At 61.2% G+C, this 26,174-nt stretch carries 21 protein-coding genes; 3 read left to right on the top strand and 18 right to left on the bottom strand.

The window, feature by feature from the left end; all coding sequences use genetic code 11:
• Window positions 1–48: 48 nt before the first annotated feature.
• From JQ848_RS09410 to JQ848_RS09335, 16 genes are all read right to left on the bottom strand, one after another.
• A complete protein-coding gene (locus JQ848_RS09410) occupies window positions 49–1,224 on the bottom strand; it encodes an MFS transporter (protein WP_010657365.1) in 1,176 nt (391 codons plus the stop codon).
• Window positions 1,225–1,252: 28 nt separating this feature from the next.
• Window positions 1,253–2,290: a Rieske 2Fe-2S domain-containing protein gene (locus JQ848_RS09405; protein WP_003446476.1), complete on the bottom strand. Its 1,038-nt coding sequence runs from the start codon at window positions 2,288–2,290 to the stop codon at window positions 1,253–1,255.
• Window positions 2,291–2,534: 244 nt separating this feature from the next.
• Window positions 2,535–3,368 (bottom strand): SDR family NAD(P)-dependent oxidoreductase, encoded by an 834-nt coding sequence (locus JQ848_RS09400; protein WP_010657366.1) that lies wholly within the window; start codon window positions 3,366–3,368, stop codon window positions 2,535–2,537.
• 16 nt (window positions 3,369–3,384) lie between these two features.
• A complete protein-coding gene (locus JQ848_RS09395; protein ID WP_161719721.1) occupies window positions 3,385–4,152 on the bottom strand; it encodes an SDR family oxidoreductase in 768 nt (255 codons plus the stop codon).
• Window positions 4,153–4,204: 52 nt separating this feature from the next.
• The gene (locus JQ848_RS09390) at window positions 4,205–5,449 is read right to left on the bottom strand and encodes a helix-turn-helix transcriptional regulator (protein WP_369826381.1); all 1,245 of its coding nucleotides are present in this window, start codon (window positions 5,447–5,449) and stop codon (window positions 4,205–4,207) included.
• 166 nt (window positions 5,450–5,615) lie between these two features.
• Window positions 5,616–8,048, bottom strand: coding sequence for an efflux RND transporter permease subunit (locus JQ848_RS09385; RefSeq protein ID WP_003446467.1), 2,433 nt, complete (start codon window positions 8,046–8,048; stop codon window positions 5,616–5,618).
• Window positions 8,045–9,025: a WD40/YVTN/BNR-like repeat-containing protein gene (locus JQ848_RS09380; protein WP_202210530.1), complete on the bottom strand. Its 981-nt coding sequence runs from the start codon at window positions 9,023–9,025 to the stop codon at window positions 8,045–8,047. Before JQ848_RS09380 ends, JQ848_RS09385 begins: the two co-directional genes overlap by 4 nt.
• A 284-nt stretch (window positions 9,026–9,309) precedes the next feature.
• Window positions 9,310–10,665 (bottom strand): MATE family efflux transporter, encoded by a 1,356-nt coding sequence (locus JQ848_RS09375; protein ID WP_202210529.1) that lies wholly within the window; start codon window positions 10,663–10,665, stop codon window positions 9,310–9,312.
• 194 nt (window positions 10,666–10,859) lie between these two features.
• On the bottom strand, window positions 10,860–12,068 hold the full coding sequence (locus JQ848_RS09370) for an acetyl-CoA C-acyltransferase (protein ID WP_202210528.1): 1,209 nt from the start codon (window positions 12,066–12,068) through the stop codon (window positions 10,860–10,862).
• A gap of 9 nt (window positions 12,069–12,077) precedes the next feature.
• Window positions 12,078–12,548 (bottom strand): MaoC family dehydratase, encoded by a 471-nt coding sequence (locus JQ848_RS09365; RefSeq protein ID WP_003446460.1) that lies wholly within the window; start codon window positions 12,546–12,548, stop codon window positions 12,078–12,080.
• 9 nt (window positions 12,549–12,557) lie between these two features.
• Entirely contained in the window at window positions 12,558–13,343 is a 786-nt protein-coding gene (locus JQ848_RS09360; protein WP_202210527.1) for an SDR family oxidoreductase, read from the bottom strand.
• Window positions 13,344–13,425: 82 nt separating this feature from the next.
• Window positions 13,426–14,304, bottom strand: coding sequence for an SDR family oxidoreductase (locus JQ848_RS09355; RefSeq protein ID WP_003446455.1), 879 nt, complete (start codon window positions 14,302–14,304; stop codon window positions 13,426–13,428).
• A 10-nt stretch (window positions 14,305–14,314) separates the two neighbouring features.
• Entirely contained in the window at window positions 14,315–15,466 is a 1,152-nt protein-coding gene (locus JQ848_RS09350; RefSeq protein ID WP_003446453.1) for an acetyl-CoA C-acetyltransferase, read from the bottom strand.
• A gap of 3 nt (window positions 15,467–15,469) precedes the next feature.
• Entirely contained in the window at window positions 15,470–16,528 is a 1,059-nt protein-coding gene (locus tag JQ848_RS09345) for an acyl-CoA dehydrogenase family protein (protein WP_003446451.1), read from the bottom strand.
• 8 nt (window positions 16,529–16,536) lie between these two features.
• Complete coding sequence (locus JQ848_RS09340) at window positions 16,537–17,691, bottom strand: acyl-CoA dehydrogenase family protein (RefSeq protein WP_010657371.1); 1,155 nt, start codon at window positions 17,689–17,691, stop codon at window positions 16,537–16,539.
• A 10-nt stretch (window positions 17,692–17,701) separates the two neighbouring features.
• The gene (locus tag JQ848_RS09335) at window positions 17,702–18,478 is read right to left on the bottom strand and encodes an enoyl-CoA hydratase family protein (protein WP_003446447.1); all 777 of its coding nucleotides are present in this window, start codon (window positions 18,476–18,478) and stop codon (window positions 17,702–17,704) included.
• Between the two features lie 198 nt (window positions 18,479–18,676).
• On the opposite strand from JQ848_RS09335, the gene JQ848_RS09330 reads away from it, so the two are divergent.
• The 3 genes from JQ848_RS09330 to JQ848_RS09320 all read left to right on the top strand — a co-directional run bounded on the left by JQ848_RS09330 (window position 18,677) and on the right by JQ848_RS09320 (window position 22,115).
• Complete coding sequence (locus tag JQ848_RS09330) at window positions 18,677–19,849, top strand: acyl-CoA dehydrogenase family protein (protein ID WP_127196676.1); 1,173 nt, start codon at window positions 18,677–18,679, stop codon at window positions 19,847–19,849.
• Entirely contained in the window at window positions 19,846–21,030 is a 1,185-nt protein-coding gene (locus tag JQ848_RS09325; RefSeq protein WP_010657372.1) for an acyl-CoA dehydrogenase family protein, read from the top strand. The genes JQ848_RS09330 and JQ848_RS09325 overlap by 4 nt, the downstream gene beginning before the upstream one ends.
• A 626-nt stretch (window positions 21,031–21,656) precedes the next feature.
• Window positions 21,657–22,115, top strand: coding sequence for an REP-associated tyrosine transposase (locus tag JQ848_RS09320; protein ID WP_003446441.1), 459 nt, complete (start codon window positions 21,657–21,659; stop codon window positions 22,113–22,115).
• Window positions 22,116–22,981: 866 nt separating this feature from the next.
• Here the strand turns inward: JQ848_RS09320 and JQ848_RS09315 are convergent.
• Both JQ848_RS09315 and JQ848_RS09310 read right to left on the bottom strand, forming a co-directional pair.
• Entirely contained in the window at window positions 22,982–24,595 is a 1,614-nt protein-coding gene (locus JQ848_RS09315) for a DUF1302 domain-containing protein (protein WP_003446423.1), read from the bottom strand.
• A 92-nt stretch (window positions 24,596–24,687) separates the two neighbouring features.
• Window positions 24,688–26,070, bottom strand: coding sequence for a DUF1329 domain-containing protein (locus JQ848_RS09310; protein WP_202210526.1), 1,383 nt, complete (start codon window positions 26,068–26,070; stop codon window positions 24,688–24,690).
• Window positions 26,071–26,174: the final 104 nt, after the last annotated feature.

The following is a 26,174-nucleotide window of genomic DNA, read 5'->3' as shown; positions in this document are numbered from 1 at the left end:
GAGATGTCAGACATCTTAAGCAGCACGGATCAAAAAGCCAGTAGTACCTTAGCCTTGTGCGGGTAGCGCCAACGGCCGCAGCGTCAGGCGACTGGCCAGTAATCCGGCAAAAGCCAGCACTGGCACCACGGCCGTGCCCAGTGCCAGCCACAACAACCCGCCAAACCCGCCGGCGACCAATTGCCCGGCAAGGGCCGGTCCGACCATCGAGCTCAGGGCGAACGCTGCCGGTACCAACATGATCGCGCGGCCGCTCGGATCCAGCCTGGCGACAGCGGCGCTCTGGTAAATACAGCCCCAGCAAAAACCCACTTCCCAGATCCAGGCCCCCAGTGCGTACATCACAAAGCCCTGGGCATAGGCCAACAACAGCAAGCCGGCACCAATCACGGCCAATACCAGCAAATGCGGCCAGCGCGACCCCAGGCGGTCGCCGATCAGGGCCAGCGCCAGGGCAGCCGCGCCGCCCAGCAACTTGAGCACCGCAAACACCACCCCCATCTGCGCCGGTGCCACATCCAGCCCATGCCCCAGGCGTTCAAGAAACGCCCACAGGCCAATCTGGCCGGCGCCAAACACGAAGAAAAAGCCCAGAGCCCAATATGCCGGCACCGGGAAGCGAAAACGGCCTTGAAGGGAACTGTCTTTCGCTTGATCAACCGCGAAATCACTGCGCCCGGGCAATGCAAATGCGCTCAGGCTCAGTAACAGAATCATTGCCGCCAACACCAGCGCAGCCCCTGCGTAGTGAAAATGGGCAATCACCAGCGAGGGCAGGACAAACAGCACCAGTGCCACCAGACCGAGTTCAATGCCCTGGCGCATCCCCAAGGCCCGCTCCTTGTCAGGCATTTCGGCCATGATGCGTAACCCGAGACAGGTCATGAGCGCTGCGAAAAAACCGATCAGGGCCCACAAGGGCAACTGCGCAGCTGCAGGTAACTGCGAGGAGACGAGCAACGCCAGCGCTGAGCCCAGCGCACACCCGAAGGTCAGTGCGCGCCAGTTGCAACGGTCAATAAAGCCCACGGCCACCAGGGTACCCAGCAGATAACCGGTAAAGCACACAGACCCCAGCAAGCCGATCTGGCTCGCTGCAAAGCCAAAACTATCCGCCAGTGAACCCAGCAAAATAGGCAGCGTATTGAAAGGCAAACCGCCAATGGTCGATGCCAGACTCGCGGCCAGCATAAACACCAGCGTTTTGCGTTGATTCAACATCATTGGCAGTGCCCTTCCCTGAGCTGATCAATCAGCGTTGATCAACGGTCGTGATTTCACGGCGTTCGGCCATGCTCGCCGGCACGCCGGCCTCATCGGTGAAGAACTGCTGATACCACTCGCGCAGCTGATACACAGGGCCGTCGCCCTCGGCCAGAACCGGATTATTGACCCGGACTTTGTGGGTCCAGATATCAACGTCCTGATAGAACGAATCGCGGTTACGCTGCACATAATCCAGCGCCAGCGCTTCGTTTTGCGCATCGCTCCAGCCCGGGACTTTTTTCACCATGCAGCCAAAACGCAGTTCAAAACTGTTGGGGCCGATCGGCACGTGGCAGTTGAGCAGAATGGACTTGATTTCCTGACCGTCGAACATGGCGCGCATGCGGGTCAGGTGAGTAGCCGGGCCGTAATAGGCCGACTCCGCCACCAGATCCCCGCCCAGGCGCTCGGAGTCGCCATGGAAAATCTGCTCGGCAATATGCCCCTGGAAAACGTTGTGGAAATACTTGGTCGGCGTGCCGTGCACCGGGCCGAAATGCTGGGCATCCACCAGGTTGTCGACCAACTCGCGAGGATTGGTGTCGATGATCATCTTGTCCAGATGCCAGCTGTGCAGCCACTCATCGCTGTCCATTTCTGGCAGGTGCGGAATCACCACATCTTCAGCGGGCGGCTTGCCTTCCGGGTTGTTCCAGACAAACAGCAGCTTGTTCACTTCACAGGTCAACCAGGCGCGGGTTTTGGCCTTGGGCGGGATACGCTTGCAATACGGGATCTCGACACATTTCCCGCTGGCTTCGTACTGCCAATGGTGAAAAGGACAGACCACACGGTCGTTCTCGATAGTGCCCTGGGACAGGTCGGCACCCATGTGCGGGCAATGGGCGTCGAGCACACTGATCTCGCCCTTGGAGGTGGCGTAGGCCAGCAGGCGGGAGCCGAAGATGTTCAGGGTATGTAATTTTCCATCACGGTATTCATCCGCCTCGCCCAGGCAATGCCATCCCCGGCCAAAGCGCGGAGCTAACGCATTCTCGACGTGGATTTCAGCGAGTTTAGTCATTTTTATTATTCCTCAGGTTAGGGACCAGGACGCGTGCCTGATTGATCTTCACCGAGGCGGGAGGCGGGCTCATCGTTCAGATGGACTAGAGACAGGACTTGCACAAATCCTCTGGGAGCCCGGCTTGCCGGCGATGCAGGCAACCGGCCAAGGCACAGACAGCCCGCCGATCCTGTGGCGGGGCAAGCCCGCTCCTGCAGAGTGCAGCCATGAAAATGCATAACCCCTGCAGGAGCCCGGCGTGTCAGCGCCAGTCGGCAACTATCCCGTGCTCACGGGCAAACGGCTGGCAGTGAATGGTTTGACGCTGGTAATCGCGCGCGGCTTCGTCAGTCGCCAACCACAGCATCACCGCCGCCGGAACCTCTGGCGGCGCAGAGCCGGCGCGCAGGGCAATCACGCCTTTATCGCCAATGGTTGCACGCAGCGCCTCAGTGGTCACAACCCCGGGGTTGAGGGTATAAGCCCGTATCCCCTGCTCACCCAGTTCCACCGACAAAATACCCGACAACCTCGACACCGCAGCCTTGCCTGCACCATAGGCATAGCCCCAGCCACCCTTGCCGGCAGCCACTGGAGGGTCGGTTTCTCCGGCCCCGGAGGTGACGTTGATCACCACCCCGCCACCCTGCTCCAGCATTTTCCCGACCACCGCCCGGGTCAGCAAAAACGGGGTCAGCACATAGCCCTGAAACACCCGCTGCAAGGTCTCGGGCTGCAACTCCATAAAGGGCGAGTTGAGGTCGCTGCCCTGATAAATCGCATTGTTGACCAGCACATCCACCCGGCCATATTCGGCAAACACCGCCTCACTGGCGGCCAGTACCGAGTCACTGTCGAGCAGGTCCATGGGCACCACCAGAACCTTGCACCCCAGTTCGCGAATCTCTGCCGCGGTGCCGTTCAGACTGCCGGGCAATGCCGTGCCGTCCGGGTTGCGCAAGCCGTGCACATGACTTTCACCTTCATCCAGACTGCGCGCGCTAATGGCCAGATCAAAACCTGCACGGGCGAATGCCAGAGCTGTTTCACGCCCGATGCCACGGCTGGCGCCGGTAATAAATGCCACTTTGTTCATAGGGGTTCCTCAAAAATCAGAAGCGTTGCGCACGCACCATCGCGTCCATACCACCATCGACAAAGATCACGCTGCCGGTGACAAAGCTGGCCTGCTGCGACTGCAAAAACGCCACCACCCGGGCGATTTCCTCGGGATGACCGGCGCGCCCCAATGGCGCAACAAAATCACTCACCGCCTTGCCAAACCGCGGGTCATCCTTGGCTGCCTGATGCAGCGGAGTCTCGACGGCTCCAGGGGCAACCACATTCAAACGGATTCCCTGCCTGGCCCATTGCACCGATTTGCGCCGGGCCTCACAGGTCACCGCGTACTTGGAGCTGGCATAGGCCACATGCGGCTGGCCGAGGTCGTCCGCCAGTTGCAGGGCCTGCGCTTCGTCAGCGGCGAGCAGCGCAGCGACCATTGGCTGCTGATCGGCACCGGGCTGGGTGGCCGCCACTGAACCTATCACCAGCGCCGCCGGGTTCTCGCCCTTGGCCAATGCATCGGCCAGGCCGTCAAGCAATTCACTGACGCCAAAATAGTTCACCGCCAGCACCAGGCTGCTGGAAGACGCGGTAACGCCCAGTCCGGCACAGCACACCAGCCCGTCAAGCACACCACCAGACTGTTCAAGCACCTGGGCCACTGCCGCCCGGCGCCCGTCACGGGTGGACAGGTCGGCGACCACCTCGGCATTGGCCCGGTCAATTCCGATGATGCGGTGCCCCGCAGCCCGCAATTGCGCACACACGGCGGCGCCGATCCCGGAAGCGGAACCGCTGACAGCTGTAACTGGCATAAGACTTTCCTTGATAATGCAGGCTCACCGCGAGCCTGACTGACGTGAGTGCTTAAGCGCTTTTACGAACGGGCCGCGCCAACTGCGGCGCCGGTACAATCACCGACTCATCCCCCCGCAAGGCGCACTTGGGCTTTCCCAGCGCGACCACGCTGTTCAGCAGAATCCTTACCAGCTCGGTCTGACGGCGCACACCGGTTTTGGAAAAGATCGAGCGCAAGTGTGCCCGCGCCGTGTTGCGCCGGATGTTCAGGTTCTCGGCCGCTTCTTCCAGGGACAAGCCGTTCGCCAGCTCCATGGCCAGCGCGGTTTCGGCCTTGGTCAGGTTGAACAATTGCTTGGTCACCACTTCGCTGGCCAGGGACTTGCCCACCGAATCGCGGATATAGATCACCGCCGCCGGCTTGCTCTTGCCCTCAGCCCATTCCAGCGACGGAATCGCCTCCACCACCAGGCCCAGGCTGACCTGACCCGAAGGCCGGGTCACGGACATGGCATCGGCGGTCAACCCGCCCTCGCGTACTTCGGGGCTGAACGCGTGTTTGACCAGACGCTGCAATTCGCGGTTGTCGCTGGGATAGGTGGCCTCCAGTCGGCCGCCCACCAGTTTCAGGCCATCGGCGCTTTTAAGGATTTCTTCGGCCACCGGGTTAAGGCGCAGTACCTTGCCGGTCTCGTCGAGCACAATGGTCGCCACCGACAGCCGGCTGATGGCCTGGGCATAAAGCTCGCTCATGGACTCACTGCGGTCCAGCAGATTGTGCAGGTGCAGGGCGCGGCGCAAATGGGGCAAAAACATGCCGCACAGGGCACGTTCCGCAGTGGAAAATCTGGGCGAGGTTTTAGGCCGGGTGATCCGGAAACGCAGCTTGCCGCCGTCCGGGGTGGAGATGTCGGCGCCCATCACGTGATACACGTTCTGCGGCCCGCAATAGGCTTTGAAATAGGCAGAGTGGGTCCAGTCCGACTCACTCATCAGGTCCTCGACGGTGAAGACCTGGTCCAGGGCCTGGCCGGCAAAAGGCGTGTTGGTCTGGGGGTACGTCTGGTAGGTCAGCTCACCCTCGCCTTCGATGTCACCCGCCACAATCATCAACCCCAGGTCCGGTTGATCCGGCACCCGCAGAATCAGCGTCGCATAGTTGGCAGCAAACATTTCACGCACGGCGCACAGGGTACGGCCCATGACCTTAGGGTCCAGCGCTCCATCATAAAACCTGCCGATCATTTGATCGTAATCGGACAAATCCAGTCCCAGACTGGTCAGGGTTTGGTGATTCAGGGTCACTGTATCCACGGACATTTCCTCGCATTGGGCCAGATTCAAAGACCTGCCCTCATTATTGTTTTTATGACTAGCGACTTGCCTTAGCGCAGAAGCGGGATGCTCCGTCAACCCTGCGCAAAAGCGACTCAGTATTTCTTTATGTTGACCGGCATACAAGCCCGGCCAACCCTCTATTTCAACGGTTTGACTGATCCTTGGCAGACACGCTCTGCTTGAGCGGGTAATGCCCGGCATGGGCCTGTGGTTCAACCACAGTCCTGACCTTGACCAGCGGCCGTCCCAGGTTGAACCAGGCAGCCAGGGCCGGCAGCAGGAAGATCGCCCCCAGCACGTTGACCAGGAACATAAAGGACAGCAGCACGCCCATGTCAGCCTGGAACTTGAGCGGCGCAAAAGCCCAGGTACACACACCGATGGACATGGTCAGTGCGGTAAATACCGCTGCCGTACCACGCTGGCACATGGCCTGGTAAAACGCATTGCGCAGATCTTTGCCGTCAGCCATTTCATGGGCTATGCGCTCGTACAGATAAATCCCGTAATCGACCCCCACCCCGACTCCCAGCGCCATTACCGGCAGGGTCGCGACTTTCAGGCCTATGCCCAGGGTCGCCATCAGGGCGTTGCACAGAATGGCCACGATCGCCAACGGCACCAGAATGCACAGCACCGCACGAAACGAGCCGAAGGTCAGCCAGCAAAACAGCGCCACCGAACCGAACAGGGCGGCGAGCATCACCACTTCGGCCTGTTTCACCGCCTCGTTGGAAGCCGCCATCACCCCCACATTGCCGCCGGCCATCAGGAACTGCACTTCTGGGGTTTGCAGGCCGGCAATGATGCGCTGGGTTTCCTTGACCACATGACTGACGGTCGCCCCCTCATGATCGGTCAGGAACACCAGAATCTGCATGCGCTGACAACCTTCGGTCACCAGTCCGTCGTCCGGCATATAGGCCCGTGCGCCCTGGCTCAAACCGCGCTCGGAGCCCGGAATGGCTGACCAGCGCGGGTTGCCTTCGTTGTTGCCGGCAATCACGTTCTTGCCCATGCCGGCCACGCTCTGCACCGACTGCACGCCGGGCACGCTGCGCATCTGGAAGTCGAACGACTCGATCGCGCGCATCACCTGCGGCGCCAGACAGCCTTCTTCAATGCCTTTGACCTGAACAAACACCGACATCACATCCAGGCCGATGGAGTAACTGTTAATGATTTTCTGGTTGTCCTGGTTGTAGCGTGAATCGGCGCGCAACTCCGGAGCCCCGACGCCGATATCGCCCACGGCCAGATCCCGCGCCTTGTAGGCACCCACACCCAGCAGCAACAGGCTGATGACAAACACCGCCAGCGCCGGTTTGGGCTCGGCCAGTGCCGACAGCCGCCACCAGAGTGCATGCTTGCCCCCGGCAGCCTTGAGCCCCTGGGCCAGAGCGCGGGGTTCGAGCTTCAGATAAGAAAGGATGATCGGCAGCATCAACTTGTTGGTGATGATCATCAGCATCACGCCGATACAGGCAGTCACCCCCAACTCATGGACGATGGGAATATCGATCAGCATGATCACGCCAAAGCCCAGTGCGTTCATCAGCAACGCCAGCGAGCCGGGAATGAAAATCTTGCAAAATGCACTGTGGGCCGCCTGTACCGAAGGGCTGCCGGCCAGCACGTCCTGCTTCCAGGCATTGGTCATCTGCACCGCGTGGGACACGCCAATGGAGAAAATCAGGAAAGGCACCAGAATCGACATCGGATCGATCCCCAGCCCCAGCAAAGGCAGCAGGCCCAGCAGCCACACCACCGGCAGCAAAGCCACCACCAACGCCACCAGCGTCAGGCGCCAGGAGCGGGAATACAGCCACAGCATCAAGCCGGTGATCACAAAGGCAATCACGAAGAAGCTGATTACCGTGGTCAAACCTTCAATCACATCGCCCACCAGCTTGGCGAAGCCGACAATATTGATCTCGATATCATCGTTGCTGTATTTGGCGCGAATGTCCTCCAGCCGCTTGGCGACCTCGGCATAGGACACCGGCTTGCCGGTTTGCGGGTCCAGGTCCTGCAAGTCGGCACGTACCATCGATGACTTCAGGTCATTGGCCACCAGCCGCCCGATCTGCCCCGAGCGGGCAATATTGCTGCGAACCTGGGCCAGGTCTTCGCCAGACCCGGTAAAACGCGGCGGCACCACCACATCCCCGAAGAAACCTTCTTCGGTGATTTCGATATAGCGCACATTGGCGGTAAACAAGGAGGTAACACTGGCGCGGCTGACGCCGTTGATAAAGAACACGTCGCCGGTGACTTTGTTGAGGGTGTCGAGGTACTCGCGATTATAGATATCGCCCTCACCTTTCCACTTCACGCTGACCAGAAAACGGTTGGCACCGGTGAAGTACTGACTGAAATTGAGGAAATTGACCATGAACTCGTTGCGCACCGGGATTTGCTTGTTAAAGCCCGGATCTAGCTGAGTGTGGGTGGCGCTGTAGCCCAGGGCCAGGGTCAGCAACACAAACAGTGCCAGCAACCCCTTGCGCCAGGCGATCAACAGGTCGGCGGTACGCTCGACGACGCGGTCAACTGCAGATTTAGCCGTGCTCATTTGGCATCTCCCAACGCAGCAACGCTGCCATCAGTGCCCTGGAATACCCCGCGCTCACCGCCCACCAGCAACCGCTGTGAGCCCACCAGCACCGCCGAGGTCAAGGTGCCCAGACCGGGCAAGCGGCTGGCACTGACTAAATGGCCGTTGCCATCCAGACGCACCACGGAACTGCCCGCGCCAACTATCAACAGCCCGCCGCCGTTGGGCAACAGGGCATGGCCATAGAGCGGCAACTGATTGCCCACCGCCACCGGATCCCAGCTCTGACCAAAGTTCTGGCTGACAAAGACATGCCCGCGCATGCCGTAGGTTACCCAGCGGTCCGGGCTCAAACGCACCACGCCAAACAGTGACCCGTTATAGAACGCGGGCAGTTTCTGCCAATTGCGCCCGCCATCGTCGCTGCGCATCACCAGACCCTGCTCGCCCACCAGCATCCGCCGGCCATCCGCGCCGCCGTCCATGCCGTTCAGGTGGGCACTGTCGACTTCCAGCGGCTGGGCTTGCCAGGTACGGCCGTCATCATCGGACTGGTAAAACTTGCCAAAACTGCCGAACGCCAGCACGTGCTTGCCTCCGGCATTCCAGATTCCCAGCAAAGGCTCGGCGACTTCATCGTCGTGACGCACTTCAGTCCAGTTCGCGCCCCCGTCTACGGAACGCAAAATCCAGCCATCATGGCCGACAGCCAACAGCGTCTTGTCCGACAGCTGCACCAGCGCGGTGAGGGTCAAGTCACGTTGCGGCTTGACCACGGCAGACTGCCAGGACAAACCCTGGTCGTCGCTGAGCAGAATATTGCCGCGCTCACCCACAGCCACCACGCGCTGATCGAGGTACAGCATGCCGTTGATCTGCAGACGATCGGGACGCAACTGAGCAGAGGCGACAACGGGTGCAGGATGGGGAGTGAAGGTGAAAACGACGGTTGCCGCGACAATCAGGCAAACCAGATAGCCGATCATTGCACGCATGGTCGAAGCCTCGCTGCACGATTCAGTTGCTGGGCAGAGTTCATGCAGCCAGTCCTCTTTTTATTATCGTGGATGCTCTGGCTACCTCGGCGGCGAGGTGCCTAGAACCTGCCTTCGATCTTCGGACTGGTGGGTCACGGGCACATCGTCCAAATGGCCTAGCCCGGACGGCCTGACTTGCCTCTCTATGTATCTGCATATGTACATATCTGCAGGAGCGGGCTTTAAAATGGCCAACAGCTCGCGAGGCAAGCTCGCTCCTACAGGGTTTCAGGGGTACGGGTTCAGACCAAACGCTGTATCTGCTTGTGCCGCCATACCAGACGGTAATACGCCGTCTGCAATCCCAGCATCGCCAGGTAGGTGACCGGGAACGCCATCCACACCCCTTCCAGGCCGAAGTGGGCATTGAGGCTATAGGCCACCGGCAGTTCGATGCACAACACGCAGAAAATCGTGATGCCCATGGGCACCAGCACCACGCCGCTGGCACGCATGATGCCGCCAATCACCGCCTGGAAACCGAACACCAGAATGCTCCAGAGCATGATGTGCAACAGGTGCTCGGCCCGAATCCGCGCATCGACATCGGTAATGAACAGCCCCAGCAGCCAGTCCGACAACACATAGCCCAGCACGATCAGAGCGCCGGTCAGGCACAGGTTGATCAGCATGCCGGTACGCAGGATCGGCCCGATACGCTCGTTGCGCCCTGCCCCGATTGCCTGGGCCCCGAGAATCGACGCCGTGATGGCAATCGACAGCGCCGGAAACTGCACGTAATTGACGATCTGGGTCACCGCGCCATAGGCGGCTGTGGCCTGGGAGCCGTGGCTGTTGACCAGCGCCAGAATCACCAGCTCCGAGAGCGACAACACCACCATCTGTACCCCGGTGGGCAAACCGATGCGCAGCACCTTGCCGAGAATTTCCCGGTTCAGGCGCAGCGCAGCCCACAGCTCGCGGTCCGGTGCCATCACACTGTTTTTATGACGCAGGCGATAGCCCAGAAACAGCATGGCCAACAGGTTGCCCACCAGACCGGCCAGTGCTGCGCTCTGAATACCCATGGGCGCCAGCCCGACCCAGCCCTTGATCAAGGCGGGGGTCAGCAGCAGGCCCACCGCGGTGGATACCATCAGCGCCAGCAACGGCGACAGGGTATCGCTCACCCCGCGCAGCAGTTGGGTGAACAGAATGAACACCATCAGCAAGGGCAGGATCAGCATCATTACCTGGGCATAACCGACGGCTTCATCCAGCACATCGGCCGGAGTGCCCAACGCCTGCATGGCAGGTCGTGCAAACACGCTGCCGAGCACTGCAGCGATCAGCCCGACCAGCGCACCGAGGGTCAATGTGGCCCCGGTGATCTGCTTCACCATGGACGTCTCGCCGGCCCCCCAGGCCTGACCGATGAGCACGGAAGCCCCGGCGCCCAGACCAATCACCAGAGCGATAAAGAAAAACAGTACGGGAAACATTCCCGACACCGCTGCCAGTGCGTGAGTGCCCAGCATCTGCCCGATATAGATTCCGTTAAGGGTGCCGGAAAACCCCTGCAGGAAGTTGGACAGCACCATAGGCGCCAGGAAGATCAGATAGATCTGCCACAGCGGCCTTTGTGAAGGGGTTTGCATAACGGATTGTCCTTATTGAAAAGCCATAAGGCGTTATACCCCACAGGTCGCAAAAAGCGTTACCAAACATGTCCCCCATCACAGCCTGCGTTCTCTGTAGGAGCGAGCTTGCTCGCGAGCTCTGTGTCGCTCCGTGGAAAAGCTCGCGAGGCAAGCTCGCTCCTACAGGTCCAGGTCCGGTACCAGGCACGGTGTCAGTTCAATTCAAAAAGCCCCGCCGCGCCCATGCCGCCGCCGATACACATAGCGACCACCACAAACCTGGCGCCACGGCGACGGCCTTCCAGCAGGCTGTGGCCCACCATCCGCGCACCCGACATGCCAAACGGATGACCAATGGAAATCGCCCCGCCATTCACATTCAGGCGGTCATTGGGGATCTCCAGAAAATCACGGCAGTACACCACCTGGCAGGCGAACGCTTCGTTGATCTCCCACAGGTCGATGTCGGACACGGTCAGGCCAAAGCGCTTGAGCAATTTTGGAATCGCAAACACCGGACCAATGCCCATCTCTTCCGGCGCACAACCACTCACCGCAATCCCGCGGTAGGTGCCCAGCGCTTCGATCCCGCGCTGTTTCGCCTCGGCACGGCTCATCAGCAGCACCGCCGCGGCACCATCAGAAAATTGCGAGGCGTTGCCCGCAGTGATGAACTCGCCCTGTTGCACCCACTTGCCGTCTTTCCAGACCGGTTTCAGGGCGGCCAGGTCTTGCAGTGTGGTGGAGGGGCGATTGCACTCGTCGCGGTCGGCAATCACGTCCTGATAACCGCTGGGCTTGCCTTCCTTGTCGAACAGCAGCTTGCGCGCAGCCAAAGGCACGATTTCATCGGCGAACAGCCCGGCGGCCTGTGCGGCTGCGGTGCGCTGCTGGCTTTGCAGGGAGTACTGGTCCTGCACTTCGCGGCTGATGCTGTAGCGTCGGGCCACGATTTCGGCCGTTTCAAGCATCGGAATGTAGGCCGTCGGCATGCACTCCAGCACCGCTTCGGACTGGGCCCGGTAGGTGTTCTTGTACTTGTTCTGGGTCAGGGACAGCGACTCGACCCCCCCGGCAACGGCAATCGACATTTCGCCGGTCATGATCCCTTTGGCGGCCACGCCGATGCTCATCAGGCCCGAGGCGCACATGCGATCAATAGCCATGCCCGGTACGGTGTCGGGCAAGCCCCCGGTATTGGCGCACAGGCGGCCGATGTTGTAGCCCTGGGTGCCCTGTTGTGCGGCGGCGCCCATGATCACGTCTTCGACCGAGCCCGGCTCGATACCGGCACGCTCTACCACCGCCCGTACCACATCGCCACCGAGCACCGGTGCTTCAGTGTCGTTGAACGAACCGCGGAAGGATTTGCTCAGCGCGGTGCGGGCCGTGGATACGATCACAACGTCATTTAAATTCATGTTCAAGGCTCACTGTTCAATAGGGTTGAAGGTGTAGCGGCTGATGGTGTCCACCACGCAGCCGGGGCGCTCGCTGCCCTCGATTTCGACGCTGATGCGCACCACCGCCTGCAACGCATCGCCCAAGGCCTCGACCCCCAGGATCTGGCCATGCCCGCGTACCCGGGAACCAACCTTGACCGCTGCCGGAAAACGCAGCCGGTCGCTGCCGTAATTGACGCCCATGGCCAGATTGGCGAACTGCATCAACTGCGGCATAAACAGATTGGCCAGCGCCAGGGTCAGATAACCGTGGGCAATGCAGGCACCAAACGGGCCGCTGGCAGCGCGCACCGGGTCAACATGAATCCACTGGTGATCCCCCGTCGCCTCGGCAAACAGGTCGATCCGCTCCTGGGTCAGCAGCAGCCAGTCGGTGCGCCCCAGATCCAGCCCCTGTGCGGCGAGTAACTGCCCGGCGCTGCTAAAAAGCGTACTCATTGCCTCACCTCAAGCCTGTTGTGAACTGACGGGCAGCACTTCGCCGACCATGTACGAGGCGTAGTCGCTGGCCAAAAACACCATGACGTTGGCCACTTCCCAGACTTCGGCGGCGCGGCCAAAGGCTTCACGGCTGGTGAGCTGCTCCAGCAATTCGCTGCTGGAGGCTTTTTTCAGGAAGTCGTGCAAAGCGATCGACGGCGCCACGGCGTTGATCCGCACCCCGCTCTCCGCGGCTTCCAGGGCGCTGCAACGGGTCAGGGCCATGACCCCGGCCTTGGCCGCGGCGTAGTGGGCCTGTTCCTTTTGCGCACGCCAGCCCAGCACCGAGGCGTTGTTGACGATGGCACCGGCGCCACGGCGTTCCATATGCGGCAGCATGGCGCGGGTCATGCGCATGGTGCCGGTCAGGGTGATATCGAGTACCGACGACCATTGTTGATCGGTCATTTCCGTGAGGCGTACCTGACCGCCAAGGCCGGCGTTATTGATCAGTACATCGACCCCGCCCAACGCCTCTTCGGCAGCGGCCACCAGCGCCTGAACATCGGCTTCGACAGTGACGTTGCACAGTTGCCCGTACACCGCCTGCAACCCGGTTTCGGCCTTGAGGCGCTCAACCGCTTCTTCGAGGCGGCGCGGGTGGATATCAGAAATCATCAAGGCACGGCAGCCTTCTTCGGCGCAGCGCTTGGCAGCGGCATAACCGATACCGGCACCGGCGGCAGCGGTAATCAAAATCGACTTGCCGGCCAGCAACTGGTGACTAGGCACATAGGGAGGAGCTTGTCTCATGGCAGAAATTCTCTTGTTCTAACGAAACAACATGCGCAACCTTGTGGGAGCTGGCTTGCCAGCTCCCACAGGGGCATTCGTGTCAGCTGCCCCAGACCCGCTGCGGGGCGGGGGCTTCAGCGAGGATCTGGGCCATGGCCACGCCCACTTCTTCGGGCTGCCATTGCGCGCCCTTGTCCCGGGTTACACCGGTGCGCCAGCCATCCCCCAGGGACAGTCTGCCGCCCTGGCTTTCGATGATTTGCCCGGTCACATGGCCCGACAGGCTGCTGCCCAGCCACACCACCAGCGGCGCAACGTTTTCCGGGGCCCAGGCATCAAAGCCGCCGTCGTCAGGCTTCTTCACCACGTCCGGCATCGCGCTTTCGGTCATAGAGGTACGGGCCGCCGGGGCCAGGGCATTGGCGGTCACTCCGTAGCGCGCCAGTTCCGCGGCCTGTACCAGGGTCAAGGCGGCAATCCCGCCTTTGGCGGCGCTGTAGTTGGACTGTCCCACCGAGCCCTGCAAGCCGGCCCCCGAGCTGGTATTGATGATGCGTGCGGCCACCGGTTGACCGGCCTTGGCCAGGTCACGCCAGCGCTTGCCGAGGATGTTGGCGAGGCAGAAGTGGCCTTTGAGATGGACCCGCATCACCGCGTCCCAGTCGTCTTCACCCAGGCTGATAAACATCCGGTCGCGCAAAATCCCCGCGTTATTGACCAGCACATGCACTTCGCCAAACGCCGCCAGTGCGGCATCGACGATGTTTTGCGCAGTGGCGGTGGTGGTGATGTCATCGGCGTTGGCGATGGCCTGGCCGCCTGCCTGGCGAATTTCGGCGACCACTTCTTCAGCGGCTTCGCGACGAATGTCGTTGACCACCACATTGGCCCCCTCCCCGGCGAAAGCCAGGGCATAGGCGCGGCCCAGGCCGCCGCCAGCGCCGGTGATGATCACGGTACGGTTTGCACAAATTGCCATGTCAATGCTCCTAGAGACGCTCAATAATGGTCACGTTGGCTTGCCCGCCGCCTTCGCACATGGTCTGCAGGCCATAGCGCCCGCCACTGCGCTCAAGCTGGTTGAGCAGGCTGGTCATCAACCGCGCGCCGCTGGCCCCCAGCGGATGGCCAAGGGCAATCGCGCCGCCGTTGGCGTTGGTTTTGGCCGGGTCGAAATCCAGTTCCTTGGCCCAGGCCATGACCACTGAGGCAAAGGCTTCGTTGATTTCCACCAGATCGATGTCGTTGATGTTCATGCCGGCTTTTTTCAGCGCGGCACGGGTCGCGGCAATCGGCGCCGTGAGGTGCCAGATCGGGTCGTCGCCCAGCACCGAGAGGTGATGAATCCGCGCCCGGGGTGTCAGGTTGTAGCGCTTGAGCGCAGCTTCCGAGACCACCAGCAAGGCTGCCGAGGCATCGCAGGTCTGGCTGGAAACTGCTGCAGTAATCGAAGGGAACTCGGCAGACACCGGCTCCAGCTCGGCCATTTTGGCGAGGCTGGTGTGGCGCGGCGTTTCGTCGTCCCACACCCCTTCGCAGGGCACGATTTCATTGACAAAACGGCGCCCGGCGATGGCATCCAGTGCCCGACGGTGGCTTTCCAGGGCGTAGGCTTCCATCTGCTGGCGGCTGATATCCCAGTGGTCGGCAATCCGCTGCGCCGCATAAAACTGGTTGACCGGCTGATTGCCAAAACGTGCCTGCCAGCCTTTGCTGCCGGAAAACGGGTCGCTGAAACCCAGGGGCTGCCCGGCCAGCATCGCCGAAGAAATCGGGATCTGGGTCATGGTTTGCACACCGCCCACCGCGATCACATCCTGGGTGCCGCTCATCACTGCCTGCGCGGCGAAGTGCAGCGCCTGCTGCGACGAGCCGCACTGGCGGTCAATGGTGGTGCCGGGCACATTGAGCGGCAGACCGGCGGCCAGCCAGCTGGTGCGGGCGATATCCCCCGCTTGCGAACCGATGGTGTCAACGCAGCCAAAAATCACGTCGTCGTATTCGTCGGCCGGAATCTGGTTGCGCTCAACCAGTGCCTTGAGTACATGGGCGCCCAGATCAATCGCGTGAACATGGGCCAGACCGCCCTTGCGCTTGCCGGTCGGGCTGCGCAAGGCGTCAACAATATAGGCTTGGGGCATCAATCAATCCTCGAAGGTATGGCCGGGGCCCAAAGGCGCCGCGCCGCTCAGTACATGCTCGGCCACCCGGGTTTTATGCAGGGCGCGATCACCCCAGGCGTTGTCCAGCGCCCAGGCCCGCTTCATGAACATTTGCAGGTCGACTTCCCAGGTGTACCCCATGGCACCGTGTACCTGAATGCCGTGACGGGCCGCCAGCCAGCTGGCTTCACAGCACGCCAGACGTGCCTGGGACACCCACACCGAGGCGTTTTTCTCGCCGTGGGCCAGGGCGTAAGCGGCGCGATACAGCACCGGCTTGGCAAATTCGAGCTGGGTGGCAACATCCGCCAGGTGATGCTTGACCGCCTGAAAACTGCCAATCGGCTTGCCGAACTGTTTGCGCTGGGCGGCGTAATCCACTGACAAATCGAGCATGCGCTGGGCCAGGCCCACCAGTTGCCCGGCCACCAGCAAGGCGCCACGGTCGAGGGTCTGCGCCCACAGCTGGCGGCCATGCTCGCCCTCGGCCACCAGTGTGGCTGGGCCCGGTTGCCAGCTGACCTGCGCCAGACGCCGGGATGCATCGATGCTGCTGTGGGGTTGCACGTCAACCTGGCTGCGGGGCACGGCATGCACTTCATCGCCATGGGCCAGCAGCAGCAGGTCGGCATGGGCGGCATCGGCCACCAGCGGGTTGACCGGGTGGCCGATGGCGACCCGCAGGCTGCCTTCAGCAATGCGCTCCAGCCATTCGCCACGCTGCGGGGTCTGGGCTGGCAACTGTGCAATCAGTGCGCTGGCGACATAAGCGGTGTCGCCCAGAGAGTCGGGAATGGCGTAGTAACCCAGCTCCTGGGTCATCAAGGCCCAGGCCACATCGTCCATGCCCAGGCCGCCGAAGGCTTCGGGCACAGACAGTGCGGTCAGGCCCTGCTCGGCAATTTTGTTGCGCAAATCCGGTGAGCGACCGACGTCGGTTTCCCAGATTTCGCGAAGCATTTCCGGTGCCGCTTCGGTCATCAAAAAACGACTGATGGCTTCGCGGAAGACTTGCTGGTCATCGGTAAAGGTAAAGTCCATACCCGGCCTCACTTCGGCAAGCCGAGCATGCGCTCGGCAATGATGTTGCGCTGAATCTCGTTGGTCCCGGCGTAGATCGGCCCGGCCTGGGCAAACAGGAAGCCCTCCAGCCAGTCGTGGCCGTCTGCCGATTTACCGGTCAGCTCGCCATTGGCACCCAGAATCCGCATCGCGGTTTCGTGCATGCGCAAATCCAGTTCCGACCAGATGATTTTGTTGGTGCTCGATTCGGCGCCAATCTGCGCCCCGCGGCTCAGCCGGCCTACGGTGTGATAGGCCGACAAGGCATAGGCCTGGGCGTCCGACCAGGCCTTGCAGACGGCTTCGCCAAGGCTCGGATCACGGTCGGCGCTGGCGCGATTGGCCTGGTACAGCTCCACCAGCTTGCGGGCGGTGTACTGAAAGCGGGCCGGCGAACGCAACAGCAATCCGCGTTCAAAACCGGCAGTGGCCATCGCCACATGCCAGCCCTGCCCTTCTTCGCCGATGCGGTTTTCCAGCGGGATGCGCACGTCATCGAAGAACACTTCGGCAAACGCGTCCTTGCCGTTCAGGGCCTTGATGGCACGGACGGTGACGCCCGGTGCATCGAGCGGCACCATCACAAATGACAAGCCGTGGTGGCGGCTGGACGCGGGGTCGCTGCGAAACAGTCCGAACAGCCAGTCGGCAAAGATGGCCCGGGTCGACCAGGTTTTCTGGCCGTTGAGCACATAGCTGTCACCGTCGCGGGTGGCCTTGCTGGTGATCGCCGCCATGTCGGAACCGGCATTGGGCTCCGACCAGCCCTGGGCCCACATGTCGGCACTGGCCGCCATGCGCGGCAGAAAGCGCTTCTTTTGCGCCTCGGTGCCGAATTCCATCAGGGTCGGGCCCAGTAACAGCTGGCCATTCTGGTTGACCCGCATCGGTGCACCGGCGCCGTAATATTCTTCTTCGAAAATCAGCCATTCGATCAGGTCGCAGCCGCGCCCGCCCAGGGCGGTGGGCCACATCACCATGGAAAAGCGGCTGTCGAACAACTTGGCTTCCCACTGGCGGTGCTGCTCGAACCCTTCACGGGTGTCATAACTGGCCAATGGCTCGGCCGGCAGGTTGGCCGCCAGCCAGTGGCGCACCTCCTGGCGAAAGGCCTTTTGCTTGGGGGAGTAAGTCAGGTCCATCGTCAGCTCCTCAGAACGTGGCGTCGCGTTTTTCAACAAAGGCGCGCCGGGTTTCGGCAGAGTCCGCGCTGTTGTATGCCTGGAGTGTGAAGCCCTGCTCCCAGCGGTATTTGTCTTCCAGGTTGCCGTCTTCAATACCGTTCAACGCCTCTTTGGCGATGCGGATCATGTCCGGGCTTTTGCTGGCGATCTTGCGGGCGATCTGCAAAGCGGTTTCGCGCAGTTGCTCGCGGGGTACGACACGTTCGATAAAGCCGTACTGCTGGGCCTCCACCGCACCGATCTTGTCGCCGGTGAAAAACAGATAACGGACCTTTTGCACCGGGAACAGGCGTTGTAAATGCGCGCCGCCGCCCATGGCGCCACGGTCAACTTCCGGCAGCGCAAACGTCGCGCAATCGGATGCCACCACGATATCGGCAGCCCCGGTAATGCCAATCCCGCCACCCAGTACATAGCCATGAACCGCCACGATCACCGGCACCGGGTTGCGATGCACGGCCTTGAAGGTGGCGTAGTTGCCCGCATTGACGGCCACGATGCGTTCGGGGTGGGCGTCCAGTTCCTTGATATCGACACCGGCACAAAAACCGCGGCCCTCGGCACGAATCACGATGACCCGCACTTGCGGGTCTTGCCCCAGGGCTTCGAGGGTGCGGGCCAGGTCCAGCCACTCCTGGCTATTGAGGGCATTGACCGGTGGCCGGTCGATCACCAGCTCGGCGATCCCCGCCTCAATACGGGTGTGAAAGGCGGTATGGGTTGCGGTGGGGGCTGCACTGTTCACAGGTGCTCCTCAATTGGCGAAAGGCATGCGGGCAGTATGGGAATGCGCAGGGGGTGGCTCATCGTCCGTTGAGACTAAACACCTGCGGGGCCGTGCCGGGGATCCGACCGCCAAATGGACTAGTCCGGCTCAGGGATTACGCGCCTGTGCTGCCCTTCCATGCTCAAGACTTGATCCACTTATAGAGTGAGGAGTCCTATGGAGCTTGCCCTGACCGAAGAGCAGCGAATGATTCAAGAGTCTGCCGAACGCTTTTTGGCGCAGGTGGCCAGCTCCGGAGCGGTGCGCACGGCAATGGCCGCCGAGTCCGGTCTCGACCACACGGCCTGGGCCCGCATTGCCCGCGAGCTGTATTGGCCGGCACTGGCGATTCCCGAAGAATATGGCGGGCTGGGCCTGGGCTTTGTCGAGGTGTGCCTGTTGCAGGAACAGCTGGGCCGCTGCTTGTTGCCGACGCCGTTTTTTGCCACCTGCTGCATGGGGATTCCGGCGCTGCTGCTGAGCCGCAATCAGGGGCTCAAGAACCTCTGGCTGCCCCGGCTGGCGGCCGGCGAAATCAGCGCCAGCCTGGCCTGGACCAGCGCCCCGCGCTGGGACGACAGCGGCGTGCAGGTCTATGCACAGAGCTGTGCCGGTGGTTATCGCCTCAACGGTCAGTACCTGTATGTAATCGACGGTGCCGAGTGCGATTTGCTGATCATTGCCGCCCGCACCCCGGGCAGTATCGGCGAGGCCGGGATCCGCCTGTTTGCCGTGTCTGCCCTGACACCCGGCATCAGCCGCCAGCAGCAACCGACGCTGGATCAGACCCGACGTTTTTCCACCATCACCCTTAATGACGTGGTGCTCAACGATGAGCACCTGCTCAGCGAGCCCGGCCTCGGCTGGCCGCTGTTGCGCGATGTGCTGCACATGGCCTGTATCGGGCTCGCCGCCGAGCAGACCGGCGGCGCGCAAAAGGTACTGGATCTGACCCTGACCTATATCGGCGGCCGCGAACAGTTTGGTCGCAGCATCGCCAGTTTTCAGGCGGTCAAGCACCGCTGCGCAGACCTGATGCTGGCCGTTGAGTGTGCACGGTCCGCCAGTTACTACGGCGCCTGCATTGCCGACCAGTGCCTGAATATCGATGGCGACCCCAGTGCCCAGCTGCAACTGGCGGAAGCCGCGGCCACGGCAAAAATCCATGCCAGCGAAGGCTTTTTCAACTGCGCCGCCGAGTCGATCCAGCTGCATGGCGGGGTTGGCTTCACCTGGGAGTACGACCCGCATCTGTACTTCAAGCGGGCACGGGCCAGCGAGCAGTTATTGGGCACGCCGGCCTTTCATCGTGAGCAATTGGCCAGGCATATTTTTGGAGAGCGCCCATGAACATTGGTTTCAGCGCGGCAGATGAGCATTTTCGCCAACAGGTGGCGCAGTGGATGCAGGAGCACCTGAGCGGGCAATACAACGAACTGCGCTTTCGTGGCGGGCCGGGAGACGAAGACTTCGCCCCCGGATTGCGCAAGCAGTGGGAGCGCGAACTGGCCGCGGGCCGCTGGGTGGGTGCGGGCTGGGCCATCGAGCATGGTGGTCGTGGTTTGAGCATCAACCAGCAAGTGATCTTTTATGAGGAATACGCCCGCGCGGGTGGCCCGGGGCGCATGGGGCACATCGGCGAAGGACTGGTCGGTCCGACGTTGGCGGCCTTTGGTACACCCGGGCAACAACAGCGGTTTCTGCCGGCCATTCTGAGCGGGCAGCACTTTTGGTGCCAGGGCTACTCCGAACCCGGTGCCGGCTCCGATCTGGCCAATATCAAGACCCGCGCCAGCCTCGACAGTGAGAGTGGCCAGTGGCTGATCAGCGGGCAGAAAATCTGGACGTCCCTGGCCCATGAATCGGACTGGTGTTTTGTCCTGGCGCGTACCGAGCCGGGCAGTGTCGGGCATCGCGGCTTGTCATTCCTGCTGGTGCCGATGGCTCAGGCGCAGATTCGCGTGCAGCCGATCCGGCAACTGACCGGCACCAGCGAATTCAATGAAGTATTTTTCGACCAGGCGCGCACTGCGGCCGACAACCTGATTGGCCAGCCCGGTGACGGCTGGAAAATCGCCATGGCCCTGCTGGGTTTCGAGCGCGGGGTATCGACCCTTGGCCAGCAGATGCAATTTCAGAACGAACTGGACGAAGTGGTGCGCATCGCCAAGGCCAATGGTGCGGCGCAAGACCCGATCATGCGGCAACGCATCGCCCAGGCCTGGAGCGGCTTGCGGGTACTGCGCTACAACTCGTTGCGCATGCTCTCGGGGGTACAGGATGGCAGCCTGCGACCTGAGGCGACCATTTATAAACTGGCGTGGTCGACCTGGCACCTGGAGCTGGGGAAACTGGCGATGGATGTACTGGGGCCGGAGGCAGAGTTGCTGGCGGCAGCGCCTTATGAACTGACGCGGTTACAGGCATTGTTCCTGTTTACCCGGGCGGACACTATCTACGGCGGCAGCAACGAAATACAGCGCAACATCATTGCCGAACGGGCCCTGGGAATGCCCCGCGAGGCCAGATAGATCGTGGCGCACCTATCGCCGGCAAGCCGGCTCCCACAAGGTCAGACGCGACCCTACCATTGTAGGAGCCGGCTTGCCGGCCATAGGCTCTCATAGCCAGACAGCATCCCACATTGACTGTGTTGCCTCTGATCCTGTGGGAGCCGGCTTGCCGGCGATAGACTCTCAAAGCCAGACAGCACCCCACAATGACTGTGTTACCTCTGACCCTGTGGGAGCCGGCTTGCCGGCGATGGACTCTCAAAGCCAGACAGCATCCCACATTGACTGTGTTGCCTCTGACCCTGTGGGAGCCGGCTTGCCGGCCATAGGCTTTCAAAGCCAGACAGCACCCCACAATGACTGTGTTACCTCTGACCCTGTGGGAGCCGGCTTGCCGGCGATAGACTCTCAAAGCCAGACAGCATCCCACAATGACTGTGTTGCCTCTGACCCTGTGGGAGCCGGCTTGCCGGCCATAGGCTTTCAAAGCCAGACAGCACCCCACAATGACTGTGTTGCCTCTGACCCTGTGGGAGCCGGCTTGCCGGCGATGCATCAGGCCATGAAATATTTGGTCCAGAGACTCTCGGAAGTCGCTTGCCTCAGAAACTAGTCTTTGCAGCTCTGACTTATGAGTAGAGCTCATGACCCAACGACCTGCTTCCAGCCGTTTAAGGTATGGCCGATTTTCCCAGGCCAATGGCATCTACCTGTTGACCGCCAATACGCTGGACCGGGAACCTCTGTTCTCTGACTGGCGCGTTGGCAGGTTAGTGGTTGCTCAATTTCGTCATGAGCACACACAAGGTTCGGTCAATTCACTCGCATGGGTTGTAATGCCCGATCATTTTCATTGGCTGGTAGAGCTGCAAAGCGCTTCACTTGACAAGCTCATGGGGCGTACCAAGTCATTGAGTGCTCGCGCCATCAATCGCATGACAGACAGAACCGGCAGGCGCTGGCAAAAAGGGTTTCACGATCATGCATTGCGTCGCGAAGAAGATCTGAAAAATCTGGCGCGCTATGTGGTTGCCAATCCTTTACGGGCAGGTCTGGTGAAGCGGGTTGGGGATTACCCTTTGTGGGATGCTGTCTGGCTTTGAACCCTTATCGCCGGCAAGCCGGCTCCCACAATGACTGTGCTGCATCTGACCTTGTGGCAGCTGGCTGTCTGGCTTTGAAACCTTATCGTCGGCAAGCCGGCTCCCACAATGACTGTGCTGCTTCTGACCTTGTGGCAGCCAGCTGTATGGCTTTGAAGCCCCATCGCCGGCAAGCCAGCTCCCACAATGACAGTGCTGCTTCTGACCTTGTGGCAGCCAGCTGTCTGACTTTGAAGCTCCATCGCCGGCAAGCCGGCTCCCACAATGACTGTGCTGTATCTGACCTTGTGGCAGCTGGCTGTCTGGCTTTGAAGCCCCATCGCCGGCAAGCCGGCTCCCACAATGACTGTGCTGTATCTGACCTTGTGGCAGCTGGCTGTCTGGCTTTGAAACCCCATCGCCGGCAAGCCGGCTCCCACAATGACTGTGCTGCATCTGACCTTGTGGCAGCCAGCTGTCTGACTTTGAAGCCCCATCGCCGGCAAGCCAGCTCCCACAATGACAGTGCTGTATCTGACCTTGTGGCAGCCAGCTGTATGGCTTTGAAACCTTATCGCCGGCAAGCCGGCTCCCACAATGACTGAGCTGCTTCTGACCTTGTGGCAGCCAGCTGTCTGACTTTGAAGCCCCATCGCCGGCAAGCCGGCTCCCACAATGACTGTGCTGCATCTGACCTTGTGGCAGCTGGCTGTCTGGCTTTGAAACCCCATCGCCGGCAAGCCGGCTCCCACAATGACTGTGCTGCTTCTGACCTTGTGGCAGCCAGCTGTCTGGCTTTGAAACCTTATCGCCGGCAAGCCGGCTCCCACAATGACTGTGCTGCATCTGACCTTGTGGGAGCCGGCTTGCCGGCGATGGGGGCAGGACTAGAAGGTGTACTTGCCGTTGAACGACAGGTAGTCCCTGTCGGCCATGGTCCGGCCCTGGGCCAGGTCTGCCGAGCTCAGGTAGGCCACGTAGGTCAGCCCCAGCTGGAAGTTGCCCAGGTATTTGAAATCCCCGCCCAGGGTCAGGCGCTTTTCCGCACGGCCCAAACCGGAGTAGGCGCTGCCATCAATGTTCTGGGTCCAGGTGGCCTTGGTGGTCAGGTCCCAGCCATTGAATATGTTCGGATGATCGAAGTACGTGCCAATCCCCAGCAGGCTGGAACCCCGGGTCTGGCCGTCGTACACGTATTTGTTGAACGTGCCGTCGGTACCCGCCCCGCCGCCGGTAACGGTCAGGTCATCAACCCCCTGAATCCGCTGGTGCACCACTTCGGCCATGAGGGTGGTTTGCTGCGCCATGAACGTCGGCCCGATCATGTACACCGCGTTGAGGTTGCCTTGCCACAACTGGCCCCGGGCCGGTGCACCATTGCTCAGGTAGACCGCCGCACCGTCGCGGTAGCTCAGGTCGCCGGCAAACTGTACCGAGTCTCCCGCTTTGGTGGTGAAGCTGATGCCTGTCAGCTTGATGTTGTCGAAGTAACCCAACTGGTAACTCGGACCGTAGCCACTGCCCCCGACCTTGTTCAGTGAGGAGTAATGGGTCTGCCCGGTAAAGTCGAAAAACAGCGCCGGTACGCGATCATGGTAGCGATAGTGGAACAGGCCGATTTCGGTGTTTTGGGTGATCCGATAGCGGGTACCTATACCCCACTCGCCGCTGTTACCCGGCTTGACCGAGCCGCCATAACCCACCGCAGCTGAATCGGGCAGGCTGCTGACAATGCCGGGGGCCAGACGATAAAACTCGGCCCCCGGACCAAAGGTGTCGCTGCCGAAGTAATCACCCACCGGGTTGAGCTGGGTTTCTTCCCATTTGTATTGGTAAAAACCGAGCAAGGCCAAATCTTCATTGATCGACCACGAGCCCGACACCTGCCCCACAGGCAGGTAGGCGTCCTTGGCTTCGGTTCCCGGCACGTTGAATTTGGTCGCATCCACGGGCGCCTGGCCCTGGCTGATGTTGGGCCAGAACAGGCTCTCGCCCCAGGCCACCAGGTGCCGGCCGGCCTTGAGTGACACGTACTGATCGTCGTTGACGGTAAAGTCGCCATACACATAGGCGTCCAGCAGTCGGGCCTTGCTGCCGCTGAGTTTGCGCGTGTCCCGGCTGAAGTCGTTGTAGCGCCCGGTTTTGTTGACCGTGTCCGGCGAGTCGTTGTCGTTGCGCTGGTGGTACACCTCGTCATAGAAGTGGCTGCCTCGCATCACGGCACCGAGGTTGTCGTGCTTGAGCATCAACTCGCCAAATACGCTGACCCGGTTGTTGATCAAGGAACCCCGCTTGAAGTTGCGGGTGGCATCGTCGTTGTTGATGCTGTTGAGGTATTCGTGATCAGGCTTTTCTGTACGCATGGAGGCGGTGTAGTTGACCGTAAGCGACGAGTCGAGGGTGGTGTTTTCTCCCAGCTCGATGGTCGGCGCCGCCAGTACCAGGGTGCTCAAACCCGACAGTAAACCGGTCCCCACAAAACGTGTGCAGTGCTTAAGCATGCCGTGCTCCTTGTTTCTTATTGTTGTGCATCACCCGCCCGCCCGCGCACAGGCAACCTGTGGCAGACGGGTAAAGTCAGGGGGTTGACCGTTTATTTGCCAGCCCGGCGAGCGGCTTCCGGGCCAAAGTCTCCGGGGGCCAGACCGCCCTTGTTCAGGACATAGCCGTTGCGCTGCTCATTGATCAAGTTTAAGGCCAGGTAACTGCCGGCGTTCAAGTCGTGGTACAGGCCGACACCTGCCTGCCAGGTCTGGGTTTCCGGGGCGTAGAAGTAGTTGACCATCGAGGTACGCCACAGCTCGCCACGGTTGTCGTAGTTGTCGCCCATGACCGGAAACCAGCTGTCCTCGTCGATGTACATCGTGCGCTTGCCGTACAGATGACGGTTGCCGGGCTTGAGCACACCTTCGAGGACCCAGACGCGGTGCAGTTCATAACGCATGTTGTCGGGGTTGATGTGGCCCGGGGTCAGCATCCCGGCGTATTTGAGATCGCTGGCGTGCAGACGCGCGGTGTTGTAAGGGATATACAGCTCTTTTTTGCCAACGATATTCCAGTTATAGCGCTGGGCCGAACCGTTGAAGATCCGTACTTCGTCGACCGTGATCGAACCGCCGGAGCCCGGGAAGGCCATGTCAAAACCGTAGCCCGGCGACTGCCGCACGCGCCGGGTGCCCGGGTCGTAGCGCCAGCTCTGGCGCGGCTCGGTCTTGTCGTTCCAGTACTCGGTACCGGTGTTGATTTCGCCCTTGTCGCGCTGTGGCAGCAGGGTTTCGTTGAGGTAGAACGAGGAGTTGCCGGTGGTATCACCGATCTTGCCCGGCTCCAGCCCCGGCGCCATGTTGCGCGAGTGCACGCGGCCCCAGTTGATATTGCCGTCCTTGAGCACATAGGCGTTGTCCGAGGTGTATTCCTCAGTCCAGGCCCTGACCGTGAACAGCGAGGCATTTTTCAGCAATTCAATGCCGTTCTGCGGGATCGGAAACGCGATCCCGCCGGTACGGGCCACCACGCCTTCGCCATCATCCACCAGCTTGGCGACCGAGGCGTTTTCCAGAGTGGCCTTGCACACCGTGTCGGAAAAACGGAAATCGCGGTGGGACGGGTACACCGGCATGCGGAAGGTTTGCGGGTAGAGCTTGAACAGGGCTTTCTGGCCCTCGGACAGGTGCGCACCGTACTGACTCAGGTTTTGCGCGGTAATCACGAACAACGGCTTCTCGTTGGGGTAAGGGTCGATCGGATGTTTACCTGTGCCTTCGAACTTCATGCCGGGGGCCGCCCCCAGCCATTGGCCGCCGAACGGCGGGATAGTGCCCTCGGCGTTACCCGCCTGCTGGGCGCCGACACAGGTCAGATCCTTGCCCAGCCGGGCAATCTGGTCGGCTGGGGCCTGGGCCTGGAGCGGCCCGCTGTAACTGTGCAAAACCAGAGCGACTGACAGCCAGCCGCCCACCTGAGAAAGACGTCGCATGGGGGTGTTCTCCTTGTTATTAGACGTACATGCCGATCTGCAGGAGCACCCTTGCTCGCGATGCAGACACTGCAATTCTTCAATGGGTAGCGGCGATGCCATCG

The organism is Pseudomonas paraversuta (assembly GCF_904067025.1).
Lineage (GTDB): Bacteria > Pseudomonadota > Gammaproteobacteria > Pseudomonadales > Pseudomonadaceae > Aquipseudomonas > Aquipseudomonas paraversuta.
This window is presented reverse-complemented; position numbering and strand designations above follow the sequence as displayed.

What these genes read in the sequence shown, in the direction of transcription:
- JQ848_RS09325 (WP_010657372.1), top strand. Translation starts at nt 19,846, where the DNA reads ATGAACATTGGTTTCAGCGCGGCAGATGAGCATTTTCGCCAACAGGTG.
- JQ848_RS09400 (WP_010657366.1), bottom strand. Translation starts at nt 3,368, where the DNA reads ATGAACAAAGTGGCATTTATTACCGGCGCCAGCCGTGGCATCGGGCGT.
- JQ848_RS09355 (WP_003446455.1), bottom strand. Translation starts at nt 14,304, where the DNA reads ATGGCAATTTGTGCAAACCGTACCGTGATCATCACCGGCGCTGGCGGC.
- JQ848_RS09370 (WP_202210528.1), bottom strand. Translation starts at nt 12,068, where the DNA reads ATGAATTTAAATGACGTTGTGATCGTATCCACGGCCCGCACCGCGCTG.
- JQ848_RS09385 (WP_003446467.1), bottom strand. Translation starts at nt 8,048, where the DNA reads ATGAGCACGGCTAAATCTGCAGTTGACCGCGTCGTCGAGCGTACCGCC.
- JQ848_RS09395 (WP_161719721.1), bottom strand. Translation starts at nt 4,152, where the DNA reads ATGCCAGTTACAGCTGTCAGCGGTTCCGCTTCCGGGATCGGCGCCGCC.
- JQ848_RS09330 (WP_127196676.1), top strand. Translation starts at nt 18,677, where the DNA reads ATGGAGCTTGCCCTGACCGAAGAGCAGCGAATGATTCAAGAGTCTGCC.
- JQ848_RS09320 (WP_003446441.1), top strand. Translation starts at nt 21,657, where the DNA reads ATGACCCAACGACCTGCTTCCAGCCGTTTAAGGTATGGCCGATTTTCC.
- JQ848_RS09365 (WP_003446460.1), bottom strand. Translation starts at nt 12,548, where the DNA reads ATGAGTACGCTTTTTAGCAGCGCCGGGCAGTTACTCGCCGCACAGGGG.
- JQ848_RS09405 (WP_003446476.1), bottom strand. Translation starts at nt 2,290, where the DNA reads ATGACTAAACTCGCTGAAATCCACGTCGAGAATGCGTTAGCTCCGCGC.
- JQ848_RS09340 (WP_010657371.1), bottom strand. Translation starts at nt 17,691, where the DNA reads ATGGACCTGACTTACTCCCCCAAGCAAAAGGCCTTTCGCCAGGAGGTG.
- JQ848_RS09410 (WP_010657365.1), bottom strand. Translation starts at nt 1,224, where the DNA reads ATGATGTTGAATCAACGCAAAACGCTGGTGTTTATGCTGGCCGCGAGT.
- JQ848_RS09380 (WP_202210530.1), bottom strand. Translation starts at nt 9,025, where the DNA reads ATGCGTGCAATGATCGGCTATCTGGTTTGCCTGATTGTCGCGGCAACC.
- JQ848_RS09360 (WP_202210527.1), bottom strand. Translation starts at nt 13,343, where the DNA reads ATGAGACAAGCTCCTCCCTATGTGCCTAGTCACCAGTTGCTGGCCGGC.
- JQ848_RS09310 (WP_202210526.1), bottom strand. Translation starts at nt 26,070, where the DNA reads ATGCGACGTCTTTCTCAGGTGGGCGGCTGGCTGTCAGTCGCTCTGGTT.
- JQ848_RS09350 (WP_003446453.1), bottom strand. Translation starts at nt 15,466, where the DNA reads ATGCCCCAAGCCTATATTGTTGACGCCTTGCGCAGCCCGACCGGCAAG.
- JQ848_RS09315 (WP_003446423.1), bottom strand. Translation starts at nt 24,595, where the DNA reads ATGCTTAAGCACTGCACACGTTTTGTGGGGACCGGTTTACTGTCGGGT.
- JQ848_RS09375 (WP_202210529.1), bottom strand. Translation starts at nt 10,665, where the DNA reads ATGCAAACCCCTTCACAAAGGCCGCTGTGGCAGATCTATCTGATCTTC.
- JQ848_RS09345 (WP_003446451.1), bottom strand. Translation starts at nt 16,528, where the DNA reads ATGGACTTTACCTTTACCGATGACCAGCAAGTCTTCCGCGAAGCCATC.